Source organism: Fodinicurvata halophila, assembly GCF_042651425.1.
Lineage (GTDB): Bacteria > Pseudomonadota > Alphaproteobacteria > Kiloniellales > DSM-21159 > Fodinicurvata > Fodinicurvata halophila.
On record NZ_JBHSCW010000010.1, the window covers coordinates 189595 to 205080 of the forward strand.

At 65.3% G+C, this 15486-nt stretch carries 16 protein-coding genes and 1 pseudogene; 3 read left to right on the forward strand and 14 right to left on the reverse strand.

Features of this window, described 5'->3' with window-relative positions; translation table 11 throughout:
• Positions 1 to 57 precede the first annotated feature (57 nt).
• From ACFOW6_RS16070 to ACFOW6_RS16105, 8 genes are read right to left on the reverse strand one after another with little or no spacing between them, the layout of a single operon-like run.
• Positions 58 to 855, reverse strand: a complete 798-nt coding sequence (locus ACFOW6_RS16070) for an ABC transporter ATP-binding protein (RefSeq protein ID WP_382423440.1) — start codon at positions 853 to 855, stop codon at positions 58 to 60.
• Complete coding sequence (locus ACFOW6_RS16075) at positions 852 to 1910, reverse strand: FecCD family ABC transporter permease (protein ID WP_382423441.1); 1059 nt, start codon at positions 1908 to 1910, stop codon at positions 852 to 854. The genes ACFOW6_RS16070 and ACFOW6_RS16075 overlap by 4 nt, the downstream gene beginning before the upstream one ends.
• Positions 1900 to 2946, reverse strand: coding sequence for an ABC transporter substrate-binding protein (locus ACFOW6_RS16080; protein ID WP_382423442.1), 1047 nt, complete (start codon positions 2944 to 2946; stop codon positions 1900 to 1902). Before ACFOW6_RS16080 ends, ACFOW6_RS16075 begins: the two co-directional genes overlap by 11 nt.
• A 3-nt stretch (positions 2947 to 2949) precedes the next feature.
• Positions 2950 to 3162 (reverse strand): TOBE domain-containing protein, encoded by a 213-nt coding sequence (locus ACFOW6_RS16085; RefSeq protein ID WP_382423443.1) that lies wholly within the window; start codon positions 3160 to 3162, stop codon positions 2950 to 2952.
• Positions 3163 to 3180: 18 nt separating this feature from the next.
• Complete coding sequence (locus tag ACFOW6_RS16090) at positions 3181 to 3975, reverse strand: molybdate ABC transporter substrate-binding protein (RefSeq protein ID WP_382423444.1); 795 nt, start codon at positions 3973 to 3975, stop codon at positions 3181 to 3183.
• A gap of 5 nt (positions 3976 to 3980) precedes the next feature.
• Positions 3981 to 4799 carry a substrate-binding domain-containing protein gene (locus ACFOW6_RS16095; RefSeq protein ID WP_382423445.1) on the reverse strand — a complete coding sequence of 273 codons (819 nt, stop codon included), beginning with the start codon at positions 4797 to 4799 and terminating at the stop codon, positions 3981 to 3983.
• Positions 4800 to 4834: 35 nt separating this feature from the next.
• Complete coding sequence (locus ACFOW6_RS16100; protein ID WP_382423446.1) at positions 4835 to 5560, reverse strand: ATP-binding cassette domain-containing protein; 726 nt, start codon at positions 5558 to 5560, stop codon at positions 4835 to 4837.
• A gap of 3 nt (positions 5561 to 5563) precedes the next feature.
• The gene (locus tag ACFOW6_RS16105) at positions 5564 to 6265 is read right to left on the reverse strand and encodes an ABC transporter permease (RefSeq protein ID WP_382423447.1); all 702 of its coding nucleotides are present in this window, start codon (positions 6263 to 6265) and stop codon (positions 5564 to 5566) included.
• Positions 6266 to 6353: 88 nt separating this feature from the next.
• Here ACFOW6_RS16105 and ACFOW6_RS16110 point away from each other — a divergent pair, with 88 nt between their 5' ends.
• The 3 genes from ACFOW6_RS16110 (at position 6354) to ACFOW6_RS16120 (ending at position 10918) form a co-directional block, all read left to right on the forward strand.
• The gene (locus ACFOW6_RS16110; protein ID WP_382423448.1) at positions 6354 to 7232 is read left to right on the forward strand and encodes a substrate-binding domain-containing protein; all 879 of its coding nucleotides are present in this window, start codon (positions 6354 to 6356) and stop codon (positions 7230 to 7232) included.
• Positions 7233 to 7347: 115 nt separating this feature from the next.
• Entirely contained in the window at positions 7348 to 7863 is a 516-nt protein-coding gene (locus ACFOW6_RS16115) for an adenine phosphoribosyltransferase (RefSeq protein WP_382423449.1), read from the forward strand.
• Positions 7864 to 8035: 172 nt separating this feature from the next.
• Positions 8036 to 10918 carry a PAS-domain containing protein gene (locus ACFOW6_RS16120; protein ID WP_382423450.1) on the forward strand — a complete coding sequence of 961 codons (2883 nt, stop codon included), beginning with the start codon at positions 8036 to 8038 and terminating at the stop codon, positions 10916 to 10918.
• 45 nt (positions 10919 to 10963) lie between these two features.
• Here the strand turns inward: ACFOW6_RS16120 and ACFOW6_RS16125 are convergent, their stop codons facing one another.
• The 6 genes and pseudogenes from ACFOW6_RS16125 to ACFOW6_RS16150 all read right to left on the reverse strand — a co-directional run.
• Positions 10964 to 12211: an amidase gene (locus ACFOW6_RS16125; protein WP_382423451.1), complete on the reverse strand. Its 1248-nt coding sequence runs from the start codon at positions 12209 to 12211 to the stop codon at positions 10964 to 10966.
• Complete coding sequence (locus ACFOW6_RS16130; RefSeq protein WP_382423452.1) at positions 12208 to 12591, reverse strand: hypothetical protein; 384 nt, start codon at positions 12589 to 12591, stop codon at positions 12208 to 12210. Before ACFOW6_RS16130 ends, ACFOW6_RS16125 begins: the two co-directional genes overlap by 4 nt.
• A gap of 71 nt (positions 12592 to 12662) precedes the next feature.
• The gene (locus ACFOW6_RS16135; protein WP_382423453.1) at positions 12663 to 13274 is read right to left on the reverse strand and encodes a LysE family translocator; all 612 of its coding nucleotides are present in this window, start codon (positions 13272 to 13274) and stop codon (positions 12663 to 12665) included.
• A 172-nt stretch (positions 13275 to 13446) separates the two neighbouring features.
• A complete protein-coding gene (locus ACFOW6_RS16140; protein ID WP_382423454.1) occupies positions 13447 to 14022 on the reverse strand; it encodes a GcrA family cell cycle regulator in 576 nt (191 codons plus the stop codon).
• Between the two features lie 521 nt (positions 14023 to 14543).
• Positions 14544 to 15284: a hypothetical protein gene (locus tag ACFOW6_RS16145; RefSeq protein ID WP_382423455.1), complete on the reverse strand. Its 741-nt coding sequence runs from the start codon at positions 15282 to 15284 to the stop codon at positions 14544 to 14546.
• A gap of 77 nt (positions 15285 to 15361) precedes the next feature.
• Positions 15362 to 15486 (reverse strand): annotated as a pseudogene (locus tag ACFOW6_RS16150) (IS5/IS1182 family transposase); the annotation flags it as partial.

Genomic DNA, 15486 nt, shown 5'->3' on the forward strand with positions numbered 1-15486 from the left:
GCCCTTCATCGCCAGCCGGATGCCTCCGCGCAAAAATTGCAGATTCCCGAGCCTACACTAGAAAGCATGGCTTCCGGAACGCCTTGTCGCCGGAACGCAGCTTGTCCAGCCGTCGATGTGCCGCACCGTAAGCGGCGTGCCGTAGAGCGCGGAGAGGGACTCATCCGTCAGGGTCTCTCCCGTCGCGCCGATGGCCACCACCCGGCCATCCTTCAGCAGCGCAGATCGTTCGGCGCAGGCAAAGGCCTGGTCGGGGTGGTGGGTCGAGAGGATGACGGTCAGGCCGCTTGCGGCGAGACGCCGGATCGTCTCCAGAACCAGGACCTGGTTGCCGAAGTCGAGACTGGCGGTTGGCTCGTCGAGAACGAGGATACGCGGCTCCTGGGCCAGGGCGCGGGCAATGACGACGAGCTGTCGCTCGCCGCCGCTGATCTCCGTATAGGCACGTTCGGCCAGCTGGGCGATGCCCATTTCGTCCAGGACGCGTTCGACCACCTGGCGGTCACGGGCGGCAGGGGCCGAGAAGGTGCCGATGCGCGCGGTGCGGCCCATCATCACCGCCTCGTAGACGGAGAAGGCGAAATAGCCGGGCGCGGCCTGGGGAACGTAGCCAAAGCTGCGCGCCCGCTGCGCCGCCGACCAGTCGCGGATGTCCTCGCCTGCAACCCGTATGCGGCCGGCAAGCGGCGGCAGCAGGCCGAGCAGGGTCTTGAACAGCGTGGTCTTGCCGCTGCCGTTGGGGCCGAGCAGGGCCAGGGCCTCGCCTTCGCGGCAGGTGAAGCTTACGCCCTTGCCGACGGCCTTGCGGCCGTAGCCGAAATCCAGCGCCTCCACCTGCAGCAGGTCCGTGCTCATTGCCATTGCCTTTTCGCGGTGGCCAGGACCCAGATGAAGATTGGTGCACCGATGACGGAGGTCAGGACACCCAGCGGGATTTCCGTCGGTCTCAGGGTGCGTGCCAGGGTGTCCACCAGCAGCATGAAGGCGGCGCCGATCAGGACGGCGGCCGGCAGCAGGCGCCCGAAGGACGGCCCCACCAGGAAGCGCGCGATGTGCGGGATCACCAGGCCGACCCAGCCGATGATGCCGCCGATGGAGACCACCGCTGCTGTCATCAGCGTGGCGCAGAGAATGGCCGCGATGCGGATCCGGGTCGTGTCCACCCCCAGGGAGCGGGCCTCCTCCTCGCCCAGGGTCATCACGTTCATGCGCCAGTGCAGGGCCATGAGCGGCACCAGGCCGAGCAGGAAGGCGGGGGCCACCGAGGCGAGATCGCCGCGATTGACCGCCGAGAGCGATCCCAGGAGCCAGAAGGTGATGGCGGGGAGCTGGTCGTAGGGATCGGCGAGCACCTTGAGCATCGACACGCCCGAGCCCAGCAGCGTGCCGATGACGATGCCGGCGAGCACCAGGACCAGCACCGGGTCACGGCCCCTGAGCGTGCTGGTGATGCCGTACACGATGGCCACCGCCGCCAGGCCGCCGGCAAAGGCCATGGCCTGGATTGCCAGCATGGGCAGCGACAGGAAGATGCCGAGCACGGCCCCCAGCGCCGCGCCCGAGGAAACGCCCAGGATGTCGGGCGAAACCAAAGGATTGCGGAACAGCCCCTGATAGGAAGCGCCGGCCGCCGCCAGGGCGCTGCCGACGATCATGGCCATGACCACGCGCGGCCCGCGTATCTGGCCGATCACCAGTTCCGTGGAGCGGTCGAGTGTCGAAGGTGCGCCGGTCAGGTGCGACCAGAGCCAAAGGCCGAGATCGTTGGCTGTGACCGGGTAGGCCCCCAGCGAGAAGGCCAGCAATGCGGCCGCCGCGAGCGCAGCGCTCCCGACCACCACTCCGGACAGGGCGCGCCGGCGTGCCGTGGTCTGCTGCCGCTCGCCGGTCGACGGCTCCCTAGCGGCCATCTCGGGCGCCGAGAAGCTGCCGGATCTCGGCGTCGCTCAGGTCCCGCATGTAGAAGAGTTCATAGAACTCCCGGGTGATCGCTTCCATCGGTTCGGGGAAGAGATCGGGGTAGAGGATGGAGGCAAGCCATCGCACGCCGAGAACGCGGTTGACCGAAGGCGGAAAGTCGATCCAGGGGAAGGGCAACTGCGGAGCAAGGTGGACGCGCCCCGACTCGACCGCCGAGACGGTCTGCCAGCGCGGATTGTCCTCCACCTGGGCCGCGAAGTCCGGATTGACCGTGAAGATGACCTCGGGATCCCAGGCGATGACCTGTTCGAGGGAGACGGAGGCAAGCCCGCCGCCGCCCAGCGCCTCGCCGGCGACATTGCGGGCACCGACGAAGTCCATTGCCTCCACATTGATGGAGCCGCTCAGCGCCGTGTCCAGGCCGTCCGGACCGCGGGCGTAGTACATGCGCGGCCGCTCCTCCGGCGGCACCTCGGCAATCCGGTTCTGCACCTCGTCGAGCGTGGTCTCGACGTAGCCGGCCAGCCGCTCGGCGCGTTCCTCGACACCGAGAATGTCGCCCAGGCGCCGATAGGTTCCGGGCAACTCGTCCAGGCGGCCGCCGAAGAGAACCGAAGGCACGCCGGTCTGCTGCGAGACGCGGTCGGCCAGGTCGGCGTAGGTGTCGCTGACCGATCCCACATCGACCACGACATCCGGCTCCAGGGTCAGCACGACCTCGAGATTGATGCTGTCGCCACTTCCGGTGAGGCGGCCGTGGGCGGGCAGGTCGCGATAGGCCTCGGGCAGGAACGCGGCCTCTTCGGGCGAGGGCGCGCGCGTCCACCCGAGCAGCTTGTCGGGGGCCAGGGTGAAAAGGAGGATGGCGGCCGGCGGGCCGGCGGCAAAGACGCGGTCGACCTGCTCGGGAACCGAGACCACGCGTCCGGCCGAGTCCTCGATTTCAGTGGCCAACGCGGCGTTCGCGCCGGCCAGGACGCCGCCGAGGAGAAAGGCAAGAGACAGCCATTTCGCCCCGCTGTTCACGGCCTAGTCCTGTTTGCCGATCATCACGTCGCTGGCCTTGATGACGGCACTGGCGGTCTCGCCCTCGCGCAGCGCCAGGTCATCCACGGCGTCGTTGGTGATCGACGCCGTCAGCACGACATTCGGGGCCACCTCGATACGGACGTGCGCCGTCGTCTGGCCCTTATTGATCGCGATGACGCGGCCTTCCAGGATGTTTCGGGCACTCAACTTCATCGTGCACTCTCCCTTGCTTCATCCCGGGGGCGGCGCGAACCCGTAACGCTCGAGGATCGCCTGGCCCTCCGGGGCCAGTATGAACCGGGCCAGGCTCCGGGCCGCTTCACTGTCCCTCAGGACCAGCAGGCCATAGGTGGCTCCGACATTCAGCGCGTCGGGAATGTCGATGATCCGGAGCTCCGGCACTTCCCCCGCTGCGAGTACGGCATTGGTGCAATAGGTCAGGAAGAGGTCGGCTCGCTCTTCTTCCATGACCCAGCCGTAAACGGAACGGGGTGTATCAGGCTTAGGGGAGTCCGGGCCGCCGGTCAACTGGAGGGATTTCTCCTTCAGCTTCTCCGCGGCCCCGTCCTGCAAGGCCTCCGCCTTGTCGAAAAGCGCGAAGGCGTAGTCGCCCGAGGGATCCGCCTTGGGCGTGGAGGTGCCGACACGGACGTCCGCGCGCAGCATGACGTCGAGCAGGTTGTCGCTCGTGACCTCCAGGTCCGGCTGGGCGATGGCGCAGAGCCGGTTGCGGGCGAAGGCGACGACCTCGCCGCCCCGTTCGTCCGCGATGGCCTGGGGGTGCTTCATGTTGGCCGACGCGAAGACATCCGCCGCCTCGCCCTCCATGATGCGTTCGCGCAGCAGGCCGGAGGGAGCGAAATCATGTATCACCTCCGTGCCTTCGGCTGTCGTGAAGGCTTCGCTCGCCTCGCTGAGCGCCGCCCGCAGGCTACCCGCCGCCAGAAGCTTGACGGGCTCTGCCGCCGCTGGCGTTGCGGCCAGGCCGAAGGCCATGGCCGCAAACAGCGTGGTCAATCGATTCACCGATTTCAGTCCGAAGCGTTCGGGATGAACAGCTGTTCCCCGCGCAGCTTGTAGTTGGCGATGGCCTGCTGTCCCTCGTCGGAGACCAGCCAGTCGATGAAGGCCTGGCCATCCTCGGCATTGACGTTCTCGTGCTTCTCGGGATTGACCAGGATCACGCCGTACTGGTTGAACAGGCGGTCATCGCCCTCGACCATGATCTCCAGGTTGCCCCGGTTCTCGAAGCTGATCCAGGTGCCGCGATCGGCCAGGCTGTAGGCGGGCATCTGGGCGGCCGTGTTCAGGGTTGGACCCATGCCCTGGCCGAGCTCCCGGTACCAGGAGCCTGAGGGGTCGACGCCCGCTTCCTCCCAGATGGCGAGTTCCTTCTTGTTGGTTCCGGAATCGTCGCCGCGCGAGGCGAAGGTGGATTCCGTCTCGGCGATGGCCGTGAAGGCCTCGACGGCATCCTCGCCGCCGGCGATTTCGGCCGGATCCTCGGCGGGGCCGACGATGATGAAGTCGTTGTACATCACCTCGACGCGTTCCACGCCGTAGCCCTCGGAAACGAACTTCTCCTCGGCCGGCTTGGCGTGCACGAAGACCACGTCGGCGTCACCGCGCCGTCCGGTTTCCAGCGCCTGGCCGGTCCCCTGGGCGATCACGCGGACCTCGATGCCCGTTTCCTCCTCGAACATGGGCAGCAGGTGGTCGAACAGACCGGAATTCTCCGTCGAGGTGGTCGAAGCCACGGTGATGACATCCTCCTGGGCACTGGCGGGTAGTGCCGTGAGGGCGGCTGCGGACAGGGCCGCAGCGGTGAACAGGGTCTTGAAAGCTTTCATGAGGTCTCTCCCTAGCGTTGGTGGTTGGGTGAAGGTCACCAGAGAAGCTCACCCTTGATGAAGGCGCGGGCCTCTTCTGTTTGCGGTTCGTCGAAGAACCGGTCGGCGGGTGTCTGTTCGAGAAGCTGCCCGTGATGCAGGAACAGAACGTTGTCTGCGATGCGCCGGGCCTGGCCCATGTCGTGAGTCGTCATGACGATCTTCACGCCCTCCGCATGGATCGCGTGGATCATCTGCTCGATGGCGCGGGTGGCGGCGGGATCCAGGGCCGAGGTGGGCTCGTCCAGGAACAGGACCTGTGGCTTGAGGGCCCAGGCCCGGGCAATGGCGAGGCGCTGCTGCTCGCCGCCCGACAGCGTGCGCGCCGGCCGTTCGGCCAGTTCGTCCAGGCCGAAGTGCGCCAGGGCCGCATCGGCGCGGCCGGGGCGTTCGCTGCGCTCGACACCGGCCACCGAAAGGGCGTGAATCAGGTTGGCGCGGGCCGTTCGCCGCAGCATGACCGGACGCTGGAAGACCATGGCATGGCGCTTGGCGACGTTGCTGCTGGCCGGTCCCGTCCAGGCGATCTCGCCGCCCGTCGGCTTGAGGAGGCCGTGGCACAGCCGCAGTGTCAGAGACTTGCCGGCGCCGTTCGGCCCGATGATCACCGTGCGGGACTCGTCGAACAGCTGGAAGGATATGCCCCGGACGAGCTGCTTTTCGCGCACGGCGAAGCGCAGCTCCGAAACCTTCAGCGGCAGTATGGAGGGTATTCCGTGCATGGATCAGGCCGCCTGTCGTTGTGCGACCCGGCTCGAGACGAAAGCCCCGGCGTTCAGGATCAGGGTGAGCAGCAGCAGGATGATGCCCAGGCCGAGCGCCAGGGCCAGGTCGCCCTTGGCCGTTTCCAGCGCGATGGCCGTGGTCATGGTGCGCGTGAAGCCGGCGATGTTGCCGCCCACGATCAGGACGGCCCCCACTTCGGCCATGGCCCGGCCGAGGCCGGCCAGGACGACGGTGACCAGGCTGAAACGCCCGTCCCAGAGCAGCGTGGGAATGGCACGCAGGGCGGAAGAGCCCAGCGAGCGCAGCTGCTCCTCGTACTCGGCCCAGAGATCGTCGATCACCGAGCGCGTGAGCGAGACGATAATCGGCGTGATCAGCAGGCTCTGGGCGATGATCATGGCCGTGGGCGTGAAGAGCAGCGACAGAAAGCCCAGCGGGCCTGTGTTGGAGAGCAACAGGTAGACGACCAGACCGGCGACCACGGGCGGCAGGCCCATCAGTGCATTGAACACCACGATCACCGCGCCGCGGCCTGGAAAGCGTGCGAGCGACAGCGCCGCCCCGAGCGGCAGGCCGATGAGGCAGGAGATCAGAACGGCGCTCAGCGTGACGCGCAGGGACAGCCCCACGATCTGGGCCAGTGCCGGATCGCCGCTGAGGATAAGGTGAAAGGCGGTCAGGAACGCGTTGTCGCCGTCCATGGAATTCCCTGTTCTTTCAGAGAATTATGGACAGGAGCGTAAATATCGACAACAATGTAAATATTGCAGTGAAACAGGGTTAAATGCAATGGATCTGATGACCACGGCCGAGGTCGCGGATTACCTTCGCCTCAAGGAGCGCACCGTCTACGAGATGGCATCCAGGCGGCAGATCCCCTGTACCCGGGCGACGGGCAAGCTATTGTTCTCGCGCAAGCTGATCGAGCGCTGGGTGGAAGGGCGCACGGAGCTGCCGCTCGGCTACGATGCCGCACCACCGCCCATCTATGCGGGGTCGAGCGATCCTCTGCTGGAGTGGGCCCTGCGGGAATCCGGCAGCGGCCTGGCCGTGCTTGCAAACGGCAGTCGCAACGGCCTGGAGCATCTGGCGCAGGGACAGGCCGTGATGGCCGGACTGCACATTCGCGACCCGAACGGCGGGAGCTACAACGTGGAGACGGTCCGTCGCGAGATACCCTATCCGGACGTCGTTGCCATTCGCTGGGCCGAGCGCGAGCAGGGCCTTCTGGTCGCACCGGGCAACCCGCTGGGCATTCAGAGCCTGGAAGACCTGCCCGGCCGGCAGCCCCGTATCCTGCTGCGCCCCGAAGGTACCGGCAGCCGCGCCCTCTTCGACGCGCTTATCCAGGAGCACGGCCTGGAGCAGGCGGCGCTCAACCTGCTTGTGCGGGAGGCTCCGACCGAGGGGGATCTTGCAACCGAGATCGCCGAGGACGAGGCCGACTGCGGGCTGGGCATTGCGGCCGTGGCCGGCCGCTACGGACTGGACTTCATACCGCTGGATATTCGGGAGGCCTTCGACCTGGTGATGCGTCGGCGCGACTACTTCGAAGCCCCTGTCCAGAAGCTGTTCGCCATTGCGCGCAGCGAGGCGTTCCTCAAGCGCGCCGAAAGCTATCGCGGGTATGACCTGCAGCGACTGGGCGAGGTGACCTACAACGGCTGATGCGCCGTTCGCACAGCGCCGTGCGGCCAGGCCGGAGCAAGGCCAGTTGCACATAGCTCTCTCAGGCACTAGCTTGTGCGCCGTTTTGCAGACTGCACACGAGATAGATGGATCGATGGACCTGAAAGAGCATATCCGCGCCGTTCCCGACTTCCCCAAGCCGGGCATCCTGTTCTACGACATCTCGACCCTGCTGATGCACGCCGAGGCGTGGCAGGAGACGGTGCGCCGGCTGACCGACGAGGTGGCGCCCTACAAGCCCGACATGCTGGTGGGCATCGAGTCCCGCGGGTTCCTGACCGCCGCGCCGCTGGCGCTGGAGATGGGCATCGGCTTCTTCATGGTGCGCAAGAAGGGCAAGCTGCCCGGCGAGACGCTGGAGTACAGCTATGGCCTGGAATACGGCAGCGACACCATCGAAATGCAGGCCGATGCCGTGACACCCGGACAGCGTGTGATCGTCCTGGACGACCTGCTGGCCACCGGCGGTACCATGGACGCCTCGATTCAGCTGCTGCGCCGGGCGGGCGCCGAGGTGGCGGCGGCGGCCTGCATCATCGAGCTCACCTTCCTGGAGGGCCGCAGCAAGGTGGATGTGCCGGTGCATACCCTGGTGTCCTACGACTCCTGAGGGTGTTTACCTGTTTCGTGTTGAGAGATTCTCTTATTGGACAACCCCTCGGTGCAGAATCTTCTCGATATTAACGAACCCTTCATGGCAAGATCGTAATTTATGCACGTCAGGGCTGGAGACCAAGGTCTTCACGGCCTGATGTGTCATTGGTATTCGATCCGGGGTGTCGATGTCTGCAGAGGTCTTCCTCTACGCAGTCCTGGCTGCAGGAATTCCCGGTTGCCTTGCCGTCTGGCTCGGGGCCGCCCTGACGCGCAACCGCAGGCAGAAGAGACAGCTCGAGGCCGAGGCGGAGACGCTGCGGCGCAGGCTGGAGGAGCAGGAGGAGATCGCCGAGGAGTGGGGCTGGGAAACCGATACGCAGCACCGCTTTACATGGTTCTCCTCCAACCACAGCCGGCTGACCGGCCATTCCGCCTCTCTCTACCTTGGCAAGGCGCGCTGGGAGGTTGCCAACCTGGAAGTGGAGGAGGGGTTCTGGGAAGAGCACCGCCGGACGCTGGATGCGCACAAGCCTTTTAACAGCATGATCTACATGGCGCGCGCCCACGACGGCGGTCTGCGAGTCTTCCGCAGCAGCGGGCAGCCGCGCTTCGACGCGGATGGCACCTTCCTCGGCTATCGCGGCGTGGCCACCGATATCACAAAGGTGGTCTCCGCCGGAGACCAGGCGGACGTGGCCCAGCGACGTCTGCAGGATGCAGTGGACCTGATGCCCCAGGGCTTGGCCCTGTTCGATGCCGACGAGCGGCTGATCCTGGCCAACAGGATCTACCGCGAGCGCTTCACCAGGGCGAACCAGCGCATCGAGACGGGCATGACCTTCGAGGAGCTGGCCCGTACGGCCCGTGCACAGGGTCTGGTCCGCGAATGGGGCGCCGAGGACGAGGCCGCCCTGCAGTACAGGCTTTCAGTCTTTCGCAATCCTCCCTATCGCATCGAGCAGAGCTACCAGGACGGGGACACGCTGGACGTGATGGGCAGCCGCACGGCCGATGGCGGCCAGGTCATCCTGTGGACCGACATCACCGAGATGAAGCGGCGCGAGAAGGCGCTGACGCTGCTGGTCACCGGGCCGGCGCGCGGCCGCGACTTCCTGGAGACGGCCTGCGAGGCGGTTTCCGTCCTGCTGAACTACCGCTTCTCAGGGATTGCCCGCCTGGATCGCAGCGGGCATCGGGCCGAGGTCCTGTCCTGCTGGATGGACGGGGGGCCGGGAGAAGTGTTCAGCTATTCCCTGGAAGGAACGCCCTGCGAGGGTGTCTACAGCCAGTCCGGACGCTGCTATTTTCCGGATCGCGCCAGCGAGCGCTTCCCAGAGGACAGGATGCTGGTGGACCTGGGTGGACGCGCGTTCAGCGGGGAAGCCCTGTACGGCCGCACTGGCGAGAAGATCGGCCATCTGTTTGCCGTTCACGATGCACCCGACAGCGAGACGCAGCGGCACAGCGACATCCTGAACCTGATCGCCCGCTGGGTGGCGACCGAGCTGGAGCGGCGCGATGCCGAGGAGGAGCGCCTGCGCTCGGCGCGCCTGCTGCAGATCTTCTTCGATCACATGACCGAGGGCATCAAGGTGGTCGACAAGGACATGCAGGTGCTGGCCTACAACCGCCGCTTCCTGGAGATCGCGAACGTGCCGCGCCAGCTGATGGCCGAGGGAGATTATCACAAGGTGCTGCGCCACAGCGCCGAACGCGGCGATTATGGCGCCGGGGACGTGGACGAACTGGTGGAGCAGCGTATCCAGCGTCTGTTCCTGCCGCGCCCTTGCGTGACCGAGGAGCTTCGCCCTACCGGCCGTAACCTGGAGATCCGCACCAACCCCCTGCCCGACGGCGGCGTGGTGGCCACCTATGTGGACATCACCGACCGCAAGAAGGCCGAGGAACGTCTGCGTGAAAGCGAGCATCGCTACCGCCTGATCTCGGATCTGGCCTCGGACCTGGTGTTCTCCTATGCGCTGGACGAGGATGGCCGACTGGGCCTGGAATGGTATGCCGGCACCCTGCTCTCTCGCCTCTCGCTGCCGGGTCTGCCGGACACGACCGAGGACTGGGAAAACCTGGTGGTGGCCGAGGACCGGCCGGTGCTGCGCCAGTGCCTGCTGAAGCTGGCGCGCGGAGAGGACTGTTCCGAGGAGGTCCGACTGCAGTGCGACAGCGAGCAGGATGTCTGGGTGCGCATCCTGGCCCGCGGCGAGCACGACGTCGAAAGCGGCCGCCTGAAGCGGATCCTGGGTGCCGCCCAGGACGTGTCGGAGCGCAAGAACGCCGAAGCCGAAATGATGCAGGCCATGCAGGCCACCGAACTGGCCAATCGCACCAAGAGCGATTTCCTCGCCACCATGAGCCACGAGCTGCGCACGCCGCTGAATGCCATCATCGGCTTTGCCGAGATCATGGAACAGCAGATGCTGGGCCCGCTGGGCGATGTCCGCTATCTGGACTACAGCCACGACATCAAGGAAAGCGGTTCGCACCTGCTGCGCATCATCAACGATATCCTCGAGGTCTCCAAGGCGGAGGCCGGGCGCCTGGAACTGCACGCAGAGTACTTCCGCCTGCTGCAGCTGGTCGAATCCTCGGCCCGCCTGGTCCAGCACCGGGCCGAGGACAATGGTGTGGCCCTGGAGTGGGAGGTGCCCGAGAGCGACCTGCAGCTTTATGCCGACCAGCGCCGTCTGAAGCAGGTTCTGCTGAACGTGCTGTCCAACGCCATCAAGTTCACGCCGGAGGGCGGAACGGTCCGTCTCCACGCCCAGAGCACATCGCAGGGCGGCCTCTGCCTCGAGGTGCAGGACAGCGGCATCGGCATCGAGCCGGAGAATATCCAGCGGGTCTTCGAGCCCTTCACGCAGCTGGATTCCGGCCTGGGGCGGCGCCACGAGGGCACCGGCCTGGGCCTGCCGCTCAGCCGCACGCTGGTGGAACTGCATGGCGGAGAACTGACCCTGGAGTCCAGGCCGGGAGAGGGAACCCGGGTCATCATCCTGCTGCCGCCGGAGCGAATGGCGGGCGGCCAGGGGGAGGCCCTGCGCATCCAGGCCTGAGGCCGCGGTGTCCGTTGCGGTGCCGCCGGGATAGAGGCGTCGGATTCAGAAACCGGCGGACCGCGAGAAACTCTCCGCAAACTCCAGTAGGGCACGGTCGCTGCCGCGCGGGCCGAGCAGGGACAGGCCGAGCGGGCATCCCTGTTTCGTGGTGACCGGCAGGTGCACCTGGGGCAGGCCCGAGAGGTTGGCGTAGCTGGTCATTGCCAGGACGTGCAGACGCTGCCGGAAAAGTACGTCGGGATCGGCCCCCAGTGGCGGGGCGATGTCCGGCGCCGTGGGCAGCACCATCAGGGCGTCCTCGCCCAGAAGCGCTTCCATGCGGGTTTGCACGGAGGTCATCAGGGCCCGGCATTCGGCCAGTGTCTCCTCCATTCCGGCCACTTCGGCCGCCCAGGTCATGCGCTGGGACAGTTCGGGACTGAGCGTCGGGCTGCGGGCCTCGATCCAGTCGCCGTAGACGGCCCAGGCCTCGGCGGCCTGCAGGTGGCGGAAGGCGTCGCGCCAGGCATCCAGGCCACCGTCCTCGGCGGCCGGCTGCGCGGGCTGGCGCTTGCCGAGGCGCATCTCTAGGCGCTCGACGAAGGGCTCCAGTTTTTCCGAGACATCGTCTTCCAGACGCCCGAAGGCCTCGCTGGCGTAGAGCAGCCGCGCGAAGTCGAAGGCTTTCTCGTCCGTGCCCAGCAGGACCTCGCCCACGGCAAGGAAGGTCTCGGGATCGCGCGCGAACCAGCCCACGGTGTCGAAGGAGGGCGCCAGCGGCACCACGCCGTCGATGGGAATGCGTCCATGGGTCGGGCGCAGGCCGTAGAGGCCGCAATAGGCGGCAGGGATGCGCACCGAGCCGCCGGTGTCGCTGCCCAGCGCCGTGTCGCAGAGTCCGCCGGCCACGGCCGCCGCCGACCCGCAGGAGGAGCCGCCTGTGGAGCGGCCGGGTGCGTTGCTGTTGGCCGGCGCGCCGTAGTGATGGTTCTGGCCGCTGAGACTGTAGGCGAACTCGTCGGTTATGGTCTTGCCCACCATGGCGGCGCCGGCCTCAAGCAGCCGCGTGACGCTGGAGGCGGTGGTCTCCGCCGGCTCGTGCGTGCGGCGATAGTCCGGGTTGCCGCAGCCGGTCACGTGGCCCGCGATGTCGTAGATATCCTTGACGGCGACCTCCAGGCCCGACAGCGGTCCGGGCGCAGAGGGTGGCAGGCTGAGGCGCTCACCGGGCAGGAAGGCGTTCAGAGGGTCGCTCCCCGTCTCGTGCCGTGCCGCGGCGGCACCAGGGTCGTTCGCGGTACTGTCGGTCATATCTCGCGCGTGTCCCCCGGGTTCTGATCCGTGCCGGTCTCCCGCGGTGCCTTTTCGGTGTCGTTCTCCGCCTGTGGGTCTTTCTGTTCGCTCTCGGGCGGCGGGTCCAGGCGCGGGATGACGATGTCGCCCTCCTCGTTGATCCGGGGCATGCCGTAGCGCGGCAGGCTCTCCACCAGGCCCGACATGCTCTCGGACAGGCGGCCCAGCATCTCCTGGAGCAGGGTGCGGGTCTCCTCGGGCAGGGCGTCCTCGAGGTTGGGAGAGTCCTCGGGTGCGGGCGCCTCCTCTCCGGAGGAGTCCTGGGCCCAGGCGGGTGTGGTGGCCAGCAGCAGGGCCATCCCCAGCGCCGGAAGGAAAGAGGGAACTGCTGTCTTCATGCCTGCAAGTCTACGGCAGAGGCCCGGCGCCTGTCACTGCCGAAACCTGTTCGCCGGGACACCAGGGCACTCTATTCGAACACGACCGGCAGGATCGAAAGCACCAGCAGCGCGGCCATGGCAATGTTGAAGAGCTGCAGGCGCCGGCCTTCGGCCAGGAAGCGTCCCAGGGCCGAGCCCAGGAGGGTCCAGGCCGATACGCAAGGGAAGGCCACCAGGGCGAAGAGCGCGGTGATCAGCAGGACCTCGGCGAAGACGCTGTCGCCGCCGGTGGTATAGGCGGCCACGGCGCCGGTGGCCATCATCCAGGCCTTGGGGTTGACCCACTGGAAGGCGGCGGCTTGCAGGAAGGTCAGCGGAGGACGGGAACTTGCCTCGCCCTGGCGCCGCGTGGTGGCGATGCGCCAGGCGAGCCAGAGCAGGTAGGCGATGCCGGCGATCTTCAGGATGTCGTGCAGGGCGGGGACGGCGCGGAACAAGCCGCCCAGTCCCAGCCCCACCGCCAGGACCATCACCGGGAAGCCGATGGAGATGCCCAGGATGTGGGGCAGAGTGCGGCGATAGCCGTAGTTCACGCCAGAGGCGGTGACCATGATGTTGTTGGGGCCCGGCGTGATCGTGGCCACCAGGGCGAAGGCGGCGATGACCGGTATGAGCTCCGGGGCGGGAAGCATCTGGACCATGGGCGAACTCCTCCGGGTAGGACAGCAGGACTGACCTGAAGGATGCGGTGCCGGTGTTTCAACTGTCAAACGCGCTTTGCGGATGGCTGTCCTGTTCGAACCGCGCCCGTGTGACCCGTCTCTGGGCGAACGCCCGTGTCCCCGGCACGCCGCCGGGCAGGCAGGCAGCGCCTCAGGCCGCCTCGGACCCCTTGTCCTTGGAGCGGGTGATATAGGCCATGGCGCAGTGCTCGGCGCAGTAGGGGCGCCCGGGCGCCGCCGGGCTCTCGCAGAAATGGAAGTCCGGCTGCGAGGGATCGCCGATGGGCCATTGGCACTTGCGGTTCGAGATCCCGGCCTCGGCCTGGGGCAGCTTTCGGGTCACCGGTTGCGGGCGCTTCGGCGCCGTCGCACGGCTTGGGCGCGCCTTGGCCGGCTGCGGCATCTCGGCTGGCTGCGACGGCGGGGCCGCGGTCGCGGTTTCGCCCTGGCTTGCCTGGCCGGCCGCTTGCTGCGCCGTTTCGGCCGTCTCGCCGCTGTTCTCGCCGCGGGCCGGCATGGCCAGGGAATCGCTGCGCTTGCGGGCGGGCGTGCTGGTGCCGGCCTCCTGCTTGCGGATGGGCGAGGGGCGCGAGGGCAGCTTCAGCCGGTGAGCCTTGCCCACCACGGCGTTCTTGGATATCCCGAGCTGCTTACCGATGGCGGAGGCGGACTGGCCCTCGCTCCAGAGGCGGCTCAGTTCGTCGATACGTTCGGCTGTCCACGTCATCGCCCTATTCCCTATATATTGCGATTTTCTACAGTGTCCCTACGATATCGTGTAGTGGCGCCTCTGTCGAGTCGGGAGTTACACGCGGACTGTGGAAAAGCCGGAGTCTTGCGCCGGTTTGCAGCCAGGGCCGTGAGATGAGGCGGCCCTGAAGCCTGTGCCAAGATGCTTCGAGGCCTTGCCTTGCGGCAAAGCACCCCAGCATGAGGATTGGCGAGTGAGGTATTAGGGTATTGATTTTAAATGAAAATCTCATTCTTTCTTGTCGGCAATTAGTTATATGCGCGGGTGGTAGGGGGGAGATCTTCTTCACCCTCGAACATGAAGTTCTCACCTTTTCAAGGATTCCGTCCCGCCTGAGCATGCGCGAAACGCATTCGAAGGAAGCCGCCCAGAGGGTGTTAAGGTACGGAACTTCAATAGATTGTTTTCTTCCGACCTAAAGCAGCTGCGCGATTTTGAGTTTTGGGCTGCCAATCACGCGAGCCCCATAAGCTCAACTTTATTGCAGCGAGCTTAAGCTACAGCCCCCAAGCACGGTAGAAAGGGTCTGAACGTAATGCGGGATGCGAAGCGATAATTTCTCGTACTTCCGACTGGAAGCGCGCGTTCTGAGACAGCGATTTAATGATCAGTGCCTTCGGATGGATGATTCCTTGTGGATAGGAGTGGTTCTTCGAAAGTGCATATTTGTATAAGTGGAGAGCTTTTGTTTTGTCCGTTTGTAGCTGGTGGTGAAATTTGTAAACATCCCAAGCGGCTCGGTTTTCTGCCTTTCTGAGAAGATCAAGAAAGGTGGTAGATGAAGGTGCGTTAGTGTTGCAGATTGGAGTAGTGCCGCCGACTGTACGACCAAGCCAGTAGCTGTCCTTCCACCAATCAAACGAACTCTCTAACAGTGAAGTAAGTTCATCTGGGTCAAGGAATTTGGATCCTATGATGAGTGCGGCGTATATTGAATATTCGGTGCCGATCGTTTCGAAAAGATTTATTAGCTCACGCATTTCACGCTTCAGCCGTCTATCGGCGCGAAATCTCGAATGAATACAGAATTTTGCAATCAGTATGATGCTAAAATCGTCAACAAATACGTTGTCCTTAAACATCTTTTTGATCTGATAGAATTCAGCATTAGGATGGTTCCGGCGTGAAAGGCTTGAGAAGGCAGTTAGTCGAAGTGGTGGATTTAGCTTGATTAACGTTACTAGGTCTTCTGCAGGAATTTCGTATCCGACCTCGGCACTAATTTTGGCCAAGTACATGAAAATTTTGCTGCCATTTCCGCGTGTAAACCGAGAGTTCCTAAGGTCAGTTCCTCTCCAGATTTGGTATGCCCTGTCTAGGCCGCAGACTCATAAGACTTCAACCAGATGCGGAGTGAAGCCAGCTTGAGCGCGGCGAGGTAGTTTTCCGGTTTGCGGTCATAACGTGTTGCGATGCCTCTGAACTGCTTGATTTTCCCGA

What these genes read in the sequence shown, in the direction of transcription:
- ACFOW6_RS16095 (WP_382423445.1), bottom strand. Translation starts at nt 4,799, where the DNA reads ATGAAAGCTTTCAAGACCCTGTTCACCGCTGCGGCCCTGTCCGCAGCC.
- ACFOW6_RS16100 (WP_382423446.1), bottom strand. Translation starts at nt 5,560, where the DNA reads ATGCACGGAATACCCTCCATACTGCCGCTGAAGGTTTCGGAGCTGCGC.
- ACFOW6_RS16135 (WP_382423453.1), bottom strand. Translation starts at nt 13,274, where the DNA reads ATGGTCCAGATGCTTCCCGCCCCGGAGCTCATACCGGTCATCGCCGCC.
- ACFOW6_RS16125 (WP_382423451.1), bottom strand. Translation starts at nt 12,211, where the DNA reads ATGACCGACAGTACCGCGAACGACCCTGGTGCCGCCGCGGCACGGCAC.
- ACFOW6_RS16070 (WP_382423440.1), bottom strand. Translation starts at nt 855, where the DNA reads ATGAGCACGGACCTGCTGCAGGTGGAGGCGCTGGATTTCGGCTACGGC.
- ACFOW6_RS16085 (WP_382423443.1), bottom strand. Translation starts at nt 3,162, where the DNA reads ATGAAGTTGAGTGCCCGAAACATCCTGGAAGGCCGCGTCATCGCGATC.
- ACFOW6_RS16140 (WP_382423454.1), bottom strand. Translation starts at nt 14,022, where the DNA reads ATGACGTGGACAGCCGAACGTATCGACGAACTGAGCCGCCTCTGGAGC.
- ACFOW6_RS16105 (WP_382423447.1), bottom strand. Translation starts at nt 6,265, where the DNA reads ATGGACGGCGACAACGCGTTCCTGACCGCCTTTCACCTTATCCTCAGC.
- ACFOW6_RS16110 (WP_382423448.1), top strand. Translation starts at nt 6,354, where the DNA reads ATGGATCTGATGACCACGGCCGAGGTCGCGGATTACCTTCGCCTCAAG.
- ACFOW6_RS16120 (WP_382423450.1), top strand. Translation starts at nt 8,036, where the DNA reads ATGTCTGCAGAGGTCTTCCTCTACGCAGTCCTGGCTGCAGGAATTCCC.
- ACFOW6_RS16145 (WP_382423455.1), bottom strand. Translation starts at nt 15,284, where the DNA reads ATGTACTTGGCCAAAATTAGTGCCGAGGTCGGATACGAAATTCCTGCA.
- ACFOW6_RS16075 (WP_382423441.1), bottom strand. Translation starts at nt 1,910, where the DNA reads ATGGCCGCTAGGGAGCCGTCGACCGGCGAGCGGCAGCAGACCACGGCA.
- ACFOW6_RS16115 (WP_382423449.1), top strand. Translation starts at nt 7,348, where the DNA reads ATGGACCTGAAAGAGCATATCCGCGCCGTTCCCGACTTCCCCAAGCCG.
- ACFOW6_RS16130 (WP_382423452.1), bottom strand. Translation starts at nt 12,591, where the DNA reads ATGAAGACAGCAGTTCCCTCTTTCCTTCCGGCGCTGGGGATGGCCCTG.